This window comes from Pseudocolwellia agarivorans (genome assembly GCF_002000085.1).
GTDB classification, from domain to species: domain Bacteria; phylum Pseudomonadota; class Gammaproteobacteria; order Enterobacterales; family Alteromonadaceae; genus Pseudocolwellia; species Pseudocolwellia agarivorans.
In genome coordinates, this window is sequence record NZ_MUZU01000002.1 from 490,379 (window position 1) to 504,401 (window position 14,023).

Annotated in this window: 15 protein-coding genes; all 15 read right to left on the reverse strand. The window is 35.4% G+C overall.

Annotated elements, in window-relative coordinates:
- Position 1: 1 nt before the first annotated feature.
- Positions 2 to 1,192, reverse strand: coding sequence for a beta-ketoacyl-[acyl-carrier-protein] synthase family protein (locus tag B0X80_RS05155; protein WP_077338721.1), 1,191 nt, complete (start codon positions 1,190 to 1,192; stop codon positions 2 to 4).
- Positions 1,182 to 1,748 (reverse strand): DUF3261 domain-containing protein, encoded by a 567-nt coding sequence (locus tag B0X80_RS05160; RefSeq protein ID WP_077338722.1) that lies wholly within the window; start codon positions 1,746 to 1,748, stop codon positions 1,182 to 1,184. Before B0X80_RS05160 ends, B0X80_RS05155 begins: the two co-directional genes overlap by 11 nt.
- A complete protein-coding gene (locus B0X80_RS05165) occupies positions 1,748 to 3,004 on the reverse strand; it encodes an NAD(P)/FAD-dependent oxidoreductase (RefSeq protein WP_077338723.1) in 1,257 nt (418 codons plus the stop codon). The genes B0X80_RS05160 and B0X80_RS05165 overlap by 1 nt, the downstream gene beginning before the upstream one ends.
- Positions 2,997 to 5,324 (reverse strand): MMPL family transporter, encoded by a 2,328-nt coding sequence (locus tag B0X80_RS05170; protein WP_077338724.1) that lies wholly within the window; start codon positions 5,322 to 5,324, stop codon positions 2,997 to 2,999. The genes B0X80_RS05165 and B0X80_RS05170 overlap by 8 nt, the downstream gene beginning before the upstream one ends.
- The gene (locus B0X80_RS05175) at positions 5,305 to 5,913 is read right to left on the reverse strand and encodes a hypothetical protein (protein ID WP_077338725.1); all 609 of its coding nucleotides are present in this window, start codon (positions 5,911 to 5,913) and stop codon (positions 5,305 to 5,307) included. The genes B0X80_RS05170 and B0X80_RS05175 overlap by 20 nt, the downstream gene beginning before the upstream one ends.
- The gene (locus B0X80_RS05180) at positions 5,906 to 6,340 is read right to left on the reverse strand and encodes an acyl-CoA thioesterase (RefSeq protein ID WP_076418920.1); all 435 of its coding nucleotides are present in this window, start codon (positions 6,338 to 6,340) and stop codon (positions 5,906 to 5,908) included. Before B0X80_RS05180 ends, B0X80_RS05175 begins: the two co-directional genes overlap by 8 nt.
- Positions 6,327 to 7,883, reverse strand: coding sequence for an HAL/PAL/TAL family ammonia-lyase (locus B0X80_RS05185; RefSeq protein ID WP_077338726.1), 1,557 nt, complete (start codon positions 7,881 to 7,883; stop codon positions 6,327 to 6,329). The genes B0X80_RS05180 and B0X80_RS05185 overlap by 14 nt, the downstream gene beginning before the upstream one ends.
- 78 nt (positions 7,884 to 7,961) lie before the next feature.
- Positions 7,962 to 9,674 carry a glycosyltransferase family 2 protein gene (locus B0X80_RS05190; RefSeq protein WP_077338727.1) on the reverse strand — a complete coding sequence of 571 codons (1,713 nt, stop codon included), beginning with the start codon at positions 9,672 to 9,674 and terminating at the stop codon, positions 7,962 to 7,964.
- Positions 9,674 to 10,024: an ApeI family dehydratase gene (locus B0X80_RS05195; protein ID WP_077338728.1), complete on the reverse strand. Its 351-nt coding sequence runs from the start codon at positions 10,022 to 10,024 to the stop codon at positions 9,674 to 9,676. The genes B0X80_RS05190 and B0X80_RS05195 overlap by 1 nt, the downstream gene beginning before the upstream one ends.
- Positions 10,017 to 11,360 carry an AMP-binding protein gene (locus B0X80_RS05200; RefSeq protein WP_077338729.1) on the reverse strand — a complete coding sequence of 448 codons (1,344 nt, stop codon included), beginning with the start codon at positions 11,358 to 11,360 and terminating at the stop codon, positions 10,017 to 10,019. The genes B0X80_RS05195 and B0X80_RS05200 overlap by 8 nt, the downstream gene beginning before the upstream one ends.
- A complete protein-coding gene (locus B0X80_RS05205; RefSeq protein WP_077338730.1) occupies positions 11,335 to 11,892 on the reverse strand; it encodes a COG4648 family protein in 558 nt (185 codons plus the stop codon). The genes B0X80_RS05200 and B0X80_RS05205 overlap by 26 nt, the downstream gene beginning before the upstream one ends.
- A 5-nt stretch (positions 11,893 to 11,897) precedes the next feature.
- Positions 11,898 to 12,146: an acyl carrier protein gene (locus B0X80_RS05210; RefSeq protein ID WP_076418914.1), complete on the reverse strand. Its 249-nt coding sequence runs from the start codon at positions 12,144 to 12,146 to the stop codon at positions 11,898 to 11,900.
- An 18-nt stretch (positions 12,147 to 12,164) separates the two neighbouring features.
- Positions 12,165 to 12,419: a phosphopantetheine-binding protein gene (locus B0X80_RS05215; RefSeq protein WP_076418913.1), complete on the reverse strand. Its 255-nt coding sequence runs from the start codon at positions 12,417 to 12,419 to the stop codon at positions 12,165 to 12,167.
- Positions 12,412 to 13,188: a lysophospholipid acyltransferase family protein gene (locus B0X80_RS05220; RefSeq protein ID WP_077338731.1), complete on the reverse strand. Its 777-nt coding sequence runs from the start codon at positions 13,186 to 13,188 to the stop codon at positions 12,412 to 12,414. Before B0X80_RS05220 ends, B0X80_RS05215 begins: the two co-directional genes overlap by 8 nt.
- On the reverse strand, positions 13,185 to 13,919 hold the full coding sequence (locus tag B0X80_RS05225; RefSeq protein ID WP_077338732.1) for a beta-ketoacyl synthase chain length factor: 735 nt from the start codon (positions 13,917 to 13,919) through the stop codon (positions 13,185 to 13,187). The genes B0X80_RS05220 and B0X80_RS05225 overlap by 4 nt, the downstream gene beginning before the upstream one ends.
- Positions 13,920 to 14,023: the final 104 nt, after the last annotated feature.

Genomic DNA, 14,023 nt, shown 5'->3' on the forward strand with positions numbered 1-14,023 from the left:
ATTATTTTCCAATGAGAACACTCACGTTATTTCCGCCAAAGGCAAAAGAGTTAGACAAACATGCTGTAAACGCTGAGCCTTTGTTTTGCCCTACGGTAGTTAATGCGATGTTAGGTAATTCTTCATCTTTCGACTCGTCCCAGCAGTGTGGAATATACAAGGTATTTTCGGCTTGTAACATTAACCAGCATAAACCAATTTCAGTTGCACCGGCAGCACCTAAGGTATGACCTATCATGCCTTTTACTGAACTGCATGGCGTTTGAGTACCAAACACTTTATCTACCGCTATGGCTTCCATTGAGTCGTTTTTCTTGGTTGCTGTGCCGTGTAAGTTGATATAATCGACATCACTAGCATTTAAGTTAGCTTCAGCTAAAGTTTGTTGCATGGCTGAAATAGCGCCCTCACCTTCAGGATGAGGTGCTGACATGTGATGTGCATCGCTTGATTCACCGCAGCCTAATAATTTAATGTGACCTTTGTCTTTTCTAAGTACACATAATGCGGCAGCTTCTCCTAAGTTAATGCCGTTTCTGTTGGCGCTAGATGGCTGACATACCCCTGTAGAAGTCGAGTCTAAAGCAGTAAAACCATTTACGGTCATTCCACATAAAGAATCAACACCACCAACTATTGCAGCATCGATAATACCCGCATGTATTAATTCTTTTGCGGTAATAAAAGCTTTCGCGCTAGACGAACAGGCGGTAGAAATTGTATAAGCTGGACCGTCGATACTTAACTCTTCACTAATAAATTCAGCTAAGTTAAACATTTCTTGCATGCGGTAGTCGTAGTTTTTAGAAAACTCACCGCTGGCATTTTTTTCAACAATCGCTTGTTCGCCTTCAGCTATACCTGAAGTGCTGGTGCCAACAATAACCCCTATACGATGAGTGGGCGTTGATGATTTTACGTCATTAATTTCGTTTTCTAACGCGAATAACGCTAATTTAGCGAGTTGATTATTACGCGTATTAAAATAAGGTTTTTTGGTACTTAATGAAGGCAGTTCAGCGTTAACTTCACCCACAAATAAGCGTCCTTCGTTTAATAAACCTTCGCGTTCAACAAGACCTGTTCTGACACCTTCGAACATGTTTTTTTGGATATCTTTATTGTTATTTCCTAAAGCATTAACTAAAGAAAATTCACTTAAAAAAATCGTTTCCGCTTTTTTATTTGTCATTTAATTGCTCTATTACTAACTCATATTGTTCAGCTATGTTTTGTAAAACAATATGTTTTGATGTGTATGTTATTTTAACTAACACCTTGTTTTGATTTTTAATTTCTCGCACTTGTTCACTATTTTCAGTCGATTCAATAAGAGTATATCCTTTTGAAAGACCTTGCTTTATTGTATCAACAGGCCATTTTACCCATTGAATATCGCGAATAATACGCAGTACAACCTCATCATTAAACTGTGTGCTTACCAGTTCAACTAAGCCACTATCATATTGCCATTTGGCTTGAATAATTGGTAAACCGCTATAAGTCATCGCCACCATATTTAAGCGTTGTTCATGAAATTCTATTTGTGTCAGTAACTTTTGAGTTTGTTTATTTTTAAAAACTAACGATTCTAACACGGCTGTATCCACTAAATGAGCGGGTACTGTTTGTAAAGTGTAAAAATCACCGTTAACTTGATTGTTACTAACTAAGTTTGCGCAGCCATTTAACAACATGAATACAAACATACTCAAGGCAAACGGCTTAATTGCAAATAACAGCTTCACTAGTCTTTATTCTCGTCGTTACAAATATCAACTAAAGCGGCTAAACGTCGCTCTGTTTTAGCCACATAAGGATTCGTTTCGTCCCATGCGTAACCAGCTAATATTGAACAAATCATTCTTTTTACGTCGTTGTCATCTTCTTGGAAAAAAATCACATTTTGTAAGTGAGTATCGTACCAAGACATAACAAAATGCTTAAAAACTTCTATCCCACATTTTAACGGCTCGCTGAAATCTGCTTGCCAACAAACCGACTCGCCTTGTAATTGACGATCAAGCGTATTAGCCGCTAAAGAAGCTGACTTCATCGCGATAGTTACGCCTGATGAAAAAATAGGATCTAAAAATTCACCTGCGTTTCCAAGTAGAGCAAATTTATCACCGTATAAACTTGTTACATCAGATGAATAGCCTTGCAAAGCGTTTACTTTGATTGTTTTTTTATGGTTTTTAAGTAGCTTGGCAAGATAAGGTTCTTGGCTAATAAATACATCAAGCAGCTCTTCACCACTCAAATGACTATTCGCATTAAAATAATCAACATCACCAACAACACCAAAGCTACATGTACCATCTGAAAATGGGATCAACCAAAACCAAATATCATTATTATCTGGATGCACGGTGATCAGTATTTTATTACGATCGTAATTTTCATCAGTTATGCCGTCTTGCATATGACAAAAAAGTGCTCTTCTATTCGATAACGTACTCGGTAACTCTAAAGACAACAATTTGGGTAAAACACGGCCAAAGCCACTTGCGTCTAATACAAACTTTGCTTGTATTTCGCTTTTCTGTTCGTTTTTAACAAGATTTAACGTGGCGTATTCTTTAGTAAAACTAATACCTTTAACTTCTTGTTCAAAGCGAATGTCGGTACCTATTTCTTGCGCTCGGTCTGATAGTAACTTATCAAACAAAGCACGTTTAACTTGGTAGGTTGTACCATGCCCTTCACTAAACTTTTTATTAAAATCAAAACTAGAATGCTCACCGTTTCGATAAAAAGCTGCACCGTTTTTAAATTGAAAACCGAGTTCATCAGCATGTTCAATAAAGGTATCTAACATGTCAGCTTCTTCAAGAAAGCTCATACAATAAGGTAATAAGCTTTCGCCTATTGAAAACCTTGGGAACGTTTCTTTTTCAACAACGATAACATTCCAGCCTTTTTGAACAAGAATACTAGCAGCAACAACACCTGATGGTCCTGCGCCTATGATGACAACATCACACTTCTCAACTTCAGTCATTTTTACGTTTTTTCCTTGATTCAAATCCGTGTACTTTAGTGATAATGGGTGAAAATAAAAAGGTAATAACAATACCTATAAAAACAGTTTGTCCGAAACTAGCAATAGCAGGTGTTGCACTAAAACCTAACATAGCAAACACAAATATTGAACTTAATGCAGACATTAAGGTGGTTTGAGTTATAGATTGTGAAAAACCATGTTCAGCATAAAATACTGAATAATCAAGTCCTAAAGCTAAAACAACAAGCCCTGCCGCCACATTAAATAAATTGATATAACCTTGAAATAACTGACTTAACGCAATAGCAATTGTAAAAGCAAATACCGGAACTAAAACTCCAACACATGCTCGTTTCCAACCATAACGAAAGATAAATACGATAAACGCGGTTAAAAACGCAATAGCAAAAATCATCAATAATACTTCTCTAAATACTGATAATTCTTTTTCTGTATCGGCTAACGTATCAACAAAAACGCTTTGTTTTAATTCAGCAAAGGTTGCCGATAAAACCGCTACATCGGTAATATTTGAAAAACGAATAATAGAGTAATAAGACTCTGCGTCTTTAATCAGCATAGATTGATAGGTTTTACCTAAAGGCGTTTCAAACCAGCTTTCAGGCGTTAAATATTGTGTGGCTATATCAACTTTATTGGCGTTTAAACCCAGTAATGATGAGAACTGACTAAAGTATTGATTATTGCCCGCATTAACGAGTAATTGATTGTCTTTCTTTTGGCGCTCAATAGAAGGTAACCATTGAGAAATTGCTTGATAGCTACCAATTACTTGTGTTGATTTTAATTGATTCAATAAAGGTAATAGCTGTTCTTCGTTTTCTAATAAGGTTTGAGCACTATCGCCTTTAACTAACAGATATTGATTATCAAATTTTTGTCCGAGTATTTCTTTAACTTTCACTTCGCTATTCGATAAAGCGTCTGACACACGATAAAAAGACTTAGGATTATCAACAAAGCTGATATTAAATAAGCTGGTAATACACAAGGCTGCAATAATACATACAGCAGCAATGCTCACTTTAACGTTTAGGTTGAATAGCTTTTGATGCAATCGGTTGGCTTTAGCATAAAAAACAAGAGGCTTTTGACGGCTAAAATCAAACTTTTGATGAAGGTACGGATACACCAACAACACGGTTAATAAAGCGCCAAGTAAACCAAATACAGTAAACACAGCTATTTGTTTGAACAGAACAATTGGCACCACCACAAGCAAGGTATAACCTAAGGTTGTGGTAATAAAACTTAATACTAGCGACATTCGAATAGTAGATAAAGGTGAACGCTGCGTTGCCTTAATCCGTTGTAATTCAGTAAAACTGTGAAAACTATAATCGACCGCAATACCAACTAAGGTAATAGCAAAGATCATGGTGAGTAAGTTAACTTCTTTAAAGAAGATATTTAACCCAATAAAACCATATAAAATGCTGATTGAAATGAGAAATAACGTACTAATAACAACAGAAAAACGTCGGTAAGAGATAAAAATTAAAAACAAGGTGGCTATAATAGAAAGCCCGCCTAGTAGTTTCATTTCACTTTCTGCACTGCGGCTTGCTTCGTCGCTATAAAAAATACCACCGGTTCTTACATAGTCAACTTCAGGTGTTAATGGTATTGCGTTTAACGACTCAACAATAGACTTGGCTTTATTAACATTTAACGCCCCTTCTTTGGTGCTAATGGTTACTAAATTATACACAAGATTGTTATGAGGCACAGTTAAATAACCGTCTGACGTTATATTGATTTTATTTTGAGGGAACGGCGAACGATTAAGAAAATGAGCAAAAGATAAGGTAGGATCTTTTTCAATAGTTTGAGCCACCAATTGCTCACCTATTTGATTGATCAACTCAAATTCTATTTTAAATATTTTTTCGAGATCTTGATGCGTTATTGCATCTCGAAAAGCAGGTAATAATAACTGTTGTTCAAAACCACTGTAGCTATTTATCATCATACTTTGATTGGGAATGTTTGATAATTTCCCTGTTACGCTATCGATACCATCAATATTTCCGGCTTGATTAACAAAAGTATTAGCGGCCTCTTTAGCTATGTCTAGACTGCTATGTCCGATCAAATAAATTTGTTTTGTACTAGCGCCAGTATTAAATTGTTGCTGAATAGCTTTCCAATCATCATTCGTATTATTATCGAATAAAGCAGTTAAATTAGCATTTATACTTACGGGTTGATTAGCCGCTAAGTACAATAAAATTACGACAAAGATAATGCATTGAACACACCAAACATACAGTTTATTAATGGATGTTAAATTCATTAATATCTTCATCTGATAAGCTGTTTTTTGTTTGAGTGAGCACTATTTTAGTGGTGTTTTTTTGCGTATCGGTAATTAAAACTTCTCGTTCGCCTTCTTCTTCACCAAGGCATAACTCTAATAAGCTAATCGCTTGAGCTAATAAAGTATCTTTGGGTTGTAACAATAAGCATTGCTCGCTTTTTACTGTTGTGTCCCACTGCTCTTCATTTATAGTGCCAGTAAAAACCGTTTGGATGAGTGTTTCGATGCTGGCGTGTGTCACCATTTTCCGATAATGATTGGCAATACCGTCTTTCGTTTTTACTTCGCTATTATTAGGTTCTATAAATTGCCAAATTTCATTATCAATAATTAATAACTTTGAAAATACAGGACTGTTTACCTGCCAAAGAATATTATGCTTATAAACTTTAAAAAGACCGCTTGATTTAATAGGCGTAGATAAAAAGGAAAACTTCTTTTCTTGCGTAAAAGTAGCAACGCCTTCTTCTATTTTGAAGTCGTCAATAAGCTCTTTGGCATTTACCTGAGTGAAAACCAAAAGCGCTAAACAGCAAGCCAATAAACGAGAAAGTAATTTAGTCATTTTTAATATATGGTGCCAGTTTTTCTATAAGTACAGCAGGCGACTCGTACTGCATTTCATTCGTTGTCATATCAACAGCAACTTGCACGGTATACGCTTTAGTTAATGTTTCACCTGATTCAGTGTCAAATATGCGGTATGAAATTTTCAAACGTGATTCATACTCAACTAAAGTTGCTTCAACACGTATTTTACTACCAAAACGAGCGGGTTTAACGTATTTAAGGCGCATATCAACAACCGGCCATACGTAGCCAGAGTCTTCCATATCGTTGTAATCATAGTCAAAAGCACGTAGTAAATAACATCGAGCTTCTTCCATGTACTTAACGTAATTACCATGCCAAACCACTCTCATGGCATCAACATCATAAAATTGTACGTCTATCTCTGTTGATACCGTAAGTAAGCCCTTAACTTGCCTCATAAAGGTTCCAGCGTTCTTCTTGGATATATGAGATAGTTTTTCTTAGTAACTTGTCTGTTGGACGATCTTCTTCAAGTAATTCAAAGAAACTGGAAACATCATCAACCATAGCCGCTACATCATCAGTTAAAGAGTCTTTAGATAATTCGTTATTAATAATACGAAGTCTAATACCTTGTACTGAAGCTAAAAGCGTTGCTGCTAATACTTGTTCAGTCAGTTGTAATATACGTAAACAATCGCGTGCAGCTATGGTTCCCATGCTGACTTTATCTTGATTGTGACATTCAGTAGAGCGTGAAAATACACTTGCAGGCATGGTCAACTTCAGCGCTTCAGCCGTCCAAGCAGAACAACCAATTTGAATGGCTTTAAAACCATGATTGATATGTCTTCTGTCGCCTGTAGCCCCAGTAAGGTTGGGTGGTAAACCATGATTCATTTTTATATCAACAAGCGTAGCAATTTGTCTATCAGCTAAATCAGCTAAATTAGCAACACAGTTTTTCATTGAATCCATTGCCATAGCAATATGACCACCATAGAAATGACCACCGTGTAAAATATGCTCGCCAATGCCATCAATAATCGGATTATCGTTTGCGCTGTTTAACTCGTTTTCTATCATGGTACGTAACCAAGGTAAGCTATCAGCCAATACGCCAATAACATGTGGTGCACAACGAATTGAATAACGATCTTGTAACCGATGAGAATTACGTGGATGCGTATTGTGGTTTAAATCTGTTTGTATCCACTTAGCTATTTGGTTTTGACCTGGATGCGGTTTTACACTAAATAAAATATCGTCAAAATGGTTACTGTTACCTTTTAACGCTAAGCTCGAAAGTGCCGTAATTCGAGCCATTAACTTAGTAGCATACTCAGCACGTTTATACGCAGTACAAGCTAGAGCTGTCATTACGGCTGTACCATTCATTACAGCTAGACCTTCTTTAGGTCTTAGTTTAATCGGCTTTAAACCTTCTTTTTCAAACGCTTCACTGGCCTGAACTATTTCACCTTTGTAGTAGGTGTCTCTTTCGCCAATTAAGGTACCTGCAACATAAGAAAGTGGTGTTAAGTCACCACTGGCGCCTACTGAGCCTTCTTCAGGAATAACAGGCAAAATATTACGATTAAGTAACTCAACTAATAAGTCGAGCAAGTTCCAGCTAACGCCTGAATATCCACGAGACAATGAAGCTAAACGAGTAGCTAAAATAGCGCGTGATTGTTCTGGCGTAAAAAAGTCACCTAAACCACAGCCATGAAAACGTGTAAGGTGCATAGGTAATTCTTCAACGAGATCTAACGGCACTTCAAACATAACTGAATCGCCATAACCTGTTGTGACGCCGTATATGTGACCTTCTTCTTTTAATATTTTATCTAAGAAACGTACGCCAGCGTCGATGCGTTCTTTAAAATCTTCTGCTTGAGAAAGTGCAACAGGATCTTGTGATTTAGATACATTAACAATGTCTTCAATTGTTAAGTTACCTTCACCAAATAGTATTTTTTTACAATTTTCGCTATTCACTTAGCGTTTCTCCAATTCAATATATTTTTGATAGCTGTTATAAATTAGCTATTACCTATCTTTACTTTATCTTGCTTATTATTTTTTATTCTGCCAAAAACTAAAAAAGTTAAACCATTGGTATGGTTCTTTACGGCAGTAAAATTCTAATCGCTGTGCATATTTTTCAGCAAGCGACGAGAAGTATTCATTTCTTTCTTTACGTTTTACCTTTTTAGGTTGGGCAAACTCTTCAACATAAGCTGAGTAGCGCCCTTCTTCTTTCAAGCAAAACATTAAAAACACTTTACAGTCCATAATCGATGCTAGTGCAAAAGGCCCTTTAGCAAACGGGGCTTCTTCACCAATAAATGGAACGTTATAGACACTATCAGGATTATTAACCGAAGTACGATCAGCAAAAATAACAATAGCTTCACCGTCTTCAATTTTTTGTTTTAATTGAATAGAGTCGGCTGGCCCAAAGTCATTAATATGAATAAAGTTAATGGCAGCATCTTTGTTTACTTTTTTAAGGAAGTTATTAAATGATGGCGTATGTTCGTTGTAGGTAATAACATTAAGCTTACGTTTGTTTTCACCCGTACTAAATATTGCTCGACACACTTCCATGTTACCTAAATGTGCACTAAAAATAACCGCGCCATTGGCATTAATTAAAGATTGATAGGCAGCATCATTTTTAATGTCGATATCTTCAATATTTACCTTGCCCAACCAAGCATCAAACTTGTCGACAATAGATAGACCAAAGTTATAAAAAACTTTGAAGCCTTTTCGAAACAGTTGACCTTGAGTTAAAGTGACATTATTTTTGTATTTGTACATGTTACTTAAGTAATGATGAATGCTTTTTCTAGCAACATCACCCGTTAAGTAAAAGTAAATCATGACCGGAAATAAAACGACTTTAAAGAGCCAGTTACCTAAATATTTGTGCACAAATACGAGTACTTCAATACCCAACATAGATCCACGTTCTTTTAACTTAGACCAATGTAAATCTTCAGGTTTATTTTGCTCTAGCTCGTTGTTTGACGGTTGCTCAGCCATTGCTTTTTTATTCCACTTTTGCGCGAGTAATTTAGGTAGGCGTAATAACATACCGAAAAACAAACGGGTATGCATTTTACTAATAATGACATTATCTTTAAATGCATGAAAATGAGAAATACCAAATTCAGGATAATGCACTTTAGTTTGTACAAATTTAACAGGAACACCTTGCCAAATAAGCTTGACCATAACTTCAATATCAAAATCCATGCGCTTACCTAGCGAAGTATTTTGTATAAGCTTTGCATACGCCGCTAACGGATAAACCCTAAAGCCGCACATGGAGTCGATAACTTTACAAGAAAGTGTTTCTATTCCTACCCAAAAGTGAGTGATATAGCGTCCATAAAAACGCCCTTTAGAAATAGAGTCGTCGTAAACAGGCTGACCACTGATCAAGCTTTCTGGCGAATCAGCGGCTTCTTTAATAAATTCATTAATATCGAGTAAATCATGCTGACCATCTGCATCAACTTGCAAAGCATGAGTCATATTCATGTTAATAGCAGCAGCTAAACCAGTTTGCATAGCCGCCCCTTTACCACCGTTTTCTTGATGATGAATTAAGGTAACCAAAGGAAACTCTTCTGATACTTGCTTTAAAATTTCTCTTGTTGATGCTTGGCTGCCATCATCAACAATAATAATGGGGAAGTTAAATTCGCATAAAGAAGCGATAGTGTCTCTAATAACAATATCATGGTTATAGCATGGAATAACGAAACAATATTGCATTAGCGGTACACTGCTCGGCCAGAAGTGTGAGCGCCATGTTCTGAGCTGTAATTAAAGCTGACTTTGAGGTCTGACATTTTTTTTAAGATTAATTTAACTTGGTACTCAGGCGCAATTATCACTTGAAATTTTAACGCATCAACGGAAAGGTATTGTTCAATTTTCAAATCAAAATATTGTTCAATATAATGCATAACCCAATGTACTTGCACAACACCAGCTAATATTGGTGCCTGTGGAAAGTGCCCTTTAAAATAATATAAACCTGCAGGAATAGTTAAAGATAAAACCACTTCATCTTCATTGGCTTCCACGTGATCAACTTGAGGAAATAACACCTTATTATTCAAAGAACTTCTCCATCTCTTTTTTATTCAATTTTCCGGAAGGATTATAAGGTAAAGCCTCTAAATAACGAAATCTTTTTGGTATAGCAATAGCTTCTAGATCTTCATGTAAAATCGAGGTTATATGACGATTAAAGACTAAATTTCGACTTTGTTTTAACTCAGCTTTCGCTTGTTCTGTTAAGACAATAGCGGCAACTACTTGAGTGCCTCTTTTATTATTAGCGGTTAAGCAGTAGGCATCATCAATACAATCAATCGACTTTAAGCATTGTTGCACATGATCTAACGAGACTCTTTTTTCTTCTATTTTAACAATACGATCAACTCGTCCACAAAGTTCAAATTCGTTGTCACTGATGATATTCACTCTATCGTCACATAAGTACCAATCAGATTGAATAATATAAGGTGATTTTATTTTGAGGCATTCAGACTCTTGTTCAAGGGCGATCTCAATATTGTCGAATGCTAACCAATGTTGTTTATCTTCGCTGAAACGTTGACGCCAAGCTATTCCGCCTGTTTCGGTACTACCAAACACTTCAATTGGCGGTTGCTGTAATTCATTAGCTAACTGCAAACTTGCCTCTAAACTTAAAGGCCCCCCTGAAGAAAACATACAAGAAATATGAGAAACGTGATCTGTGTATACATTGTCTTTAATTAAGCGATGAAAGTGTGCAGGGCTGCTAATTAACGAGACTTTATCTAACGAGTATTTTGTGATGTCGTGACATAAATGCTCTGGGTATTCATAAGGCTGCAATATAATGTTTCGTCCTGACCAAATAGGCCATATCAGTTTAAATAACAAACCATAAATATGTTGATGTGAAACGGTAGAAACTACACATGAATCTTTCAAGTAATGACCAAAGCTTGCTTCTAGTTGCTGAACTTCCTGTAGTAAATGTGAAAACTCTTTGTGAATAGCCTTCGCTTCACCGGTAGAGCCAGAAGTAAATAATATAACTCTTGTGTCTGTATATATAATTAATGGCTCTGGGTTTACTGAACAACCATCAGCTTGATACACAATAGTATTTTCAAAATCTAGTTCATTCGCACCTGCGACACCTTGTACATGGGCTAAGCAAGTTTGTAATTGATTAGTGGTGCCGTTTTGAGGTAATACGATATTTTTACGAGCACCAAGTAAAGCAAAAAATAAAACCGAAAACTCATAAGCATCTTCGCAATAAAGCAACCATGTTTGAGCTGGATTTTGAATAAAAAGCGATCGATGAAATAAAACCGATTCAGACCATTGCTGAAACGTTTTAGCTTGTGAAATAAAATAAGTTTTATCGCTAGGTAATGTAATCTGATTGGTCATTTTTCTTAAATCGTTTTCTAACTATCCATTCACCAAGAAATAAAACACCCATAAGTACATAAGAAACTAAGCCATTATAAAATGCCCAAATTTCATCACTTAAAAACACGGTGACTAAAGAGATAGAAGCATTAATCAAGAAAAACACACACCATACTAAAGTAACTTTCTTAGTGTATTCAACCGCATTAATAGTCAGCTTATCTCTAGCGCTAGCAATTAAGGTAATAACTGAGGGAGGTTTAGCCAATGAATATAAAAATATACTCAAAAAACTTAAACTCATGACTACAGGATATAATTTTAGTAAAAAGGATGAGTTATTAAAAAGGCTAAGCATTAATAAAATAATAATATTAATGCCCACTATTTTAATAAAAGGAATATTTATTGATGCTTTACTGTAGTAAAAGCGTAAACAAGCTAAAAAAACTAGCACTAGAGCAATATATGTGGGCTCTATCCATTTTAATCCTAAAAAAACGATTAACGGATAGAGTACAAAAACACTCCCTATAACAATATGTTTCATTAAAATTAGCTAAGGGCTAATTTTTCAACGGCATCAACTACGTCTTTAACAGTACGAACTTGTTTAAAATCTTCCGGTTCTATTTTTTTACCCGTTATTTCGCGTAATTTTACAACTAAATCAACAGCGTCAATGCTATCAAGATCCATGTCTTCATATAAATGAGCATCCATTGAAATATCTTCTTCATCTATTTCAAACAAAGTCACTAATATGTTGCTAAGTACTTGGTAAATTTCTTCTCTATTTTTCATGTCAATTTAATACCTGAATTATTTATTTTGTTCGATAAATTGGCATAATGATTTAACTGAGTAAAAATGTTTTTTACTGTCTTCAGAATCGCCATCAATTTTCACATTATACGCTTTTTTAATTGCTACACCCAATTCTAATGCGTCTATAGAATCTAAACCTAAGCCATCAATAAACAATGGCTCTTCGTCTGATATATCTGCGGGTTCAATATCTTCTAATTCTAATGTTTCAATAATCAGTTGTTTTACTTCTGTGATTAACTCATTCATGAGCGGCAAATTCCTCTTTATAATATTCTACTAAGTCTCGAGTAAGTTCTCTTACTGAGTTAGAAACTGATTCAGTTTCTCTATATTTTTGTGTTGATAATACAGGATTAACAACTAATTTGACGGTAAATTTTTTATCAGGTATTTGATACCAAGCTAATTCTTTTGTTAACGTGGTTGGCGTAACCGTTAAAATTATAGGTACGATATCAACTTTTGTTCTTAATGCTATGTTGGCCGCCCCGCGTTTAAACTTTAAGGGTTTATCTATGCTACTTCTTGTTCCTTCAGGAAACACAATTAAATTGTTACCTTCTTCAAACGTTTTACTGCAATCCTTTAAAAACGTATCAGGATCTTCTTCATTATTTATATAGCCTGTATTTGTTACAACTCCTTTTAAAAAAGGATTTTTCCACAAACCCGCTTTAACAACACAATCGGCATTTTCTATAATAGAAATTAACACAACCACATCAATTAAGGATGGGTGGTTAGCAATAACCAACTTGCCTTTATGTTGCTTTAATTGTTCTTCGTTTTCAATTTCGAGCGTGAGAATGCCAACAAAGCTCATATAATTCACGAACATTTTAAACGTTTTGTGTACTACTTTTCTAGCACTGTATTTACGTTGATACTCGTTATGTCGATGCATAAAATTAACAATAGGAAAAACAATAAGGGTAAGTAAAATACCGCCAAAGCCGAATAAGGTAAATGCCGATCCGGTTGCAAATATTCTCCAGTATTTATTTAATTTGTTCAAAACAAACGTCTACTGATACGCCACTGATAACGCTTAGACTGAATGTCAAACTCTTTATATTCTCCGTGAAAAAACCTTAAAAAATCAAGAGGCTGAAATGTAAGTTTTTCATCACTATGTTCAGTTTGCTTTTCAAAGGTTAACTGAATGCCTGTATCAGGCTGGTATTTAGTTAAAATAAAAGCGACTGATAAAGTTTGCTCTTCATTTGAAACATATTGGCTGTATTGTTCAGGAACAATTTGATCAGTGTAAACGACTAAAATTTTATCTAAATATTGGCTTTCTAGTTTTGCGTAAGCATCAACTATTGCCATCATTAATGAATCTTCGCCAGCTGAAATAGCAGTCATAGGCTGCTTGTTATTAGCAAAAATACTATATAATCCTGCTACCGCATTATGAACTGACAAACCAAAATGGGTGGGTGATAAATCATTTTTAGTGGCGACGTCTTCAATTAATTTAGCGGTTTTATGTAAATCGCCGTGACGCGAAGAAAAAACACAAGGAATATTACTCGCATTATCGCCAAGAGATTCAAGAATACAATGTAAAGAAAGTTTAGCGAAAGGACTTAATCTTCGACGTTGCATTGCAGGTATTTGTTTTAAAGGCGGAAGATCGTCTTCAGGCGAATAATTTAAATCACCTTTTGCCCATAACTGCCAATCTTCGGTAGTACGTATGTTTCCGTACCATGCTACGCACTTTTCAATACCAAATTTCATAAATACATCAACCGCTAAAATATGCGCAAATTCTACCTAAGCAGCCTTTGCAATTCAACTAAAGAATAGTTAACTACCTGCAGCTAACATGAATAAATACAAGG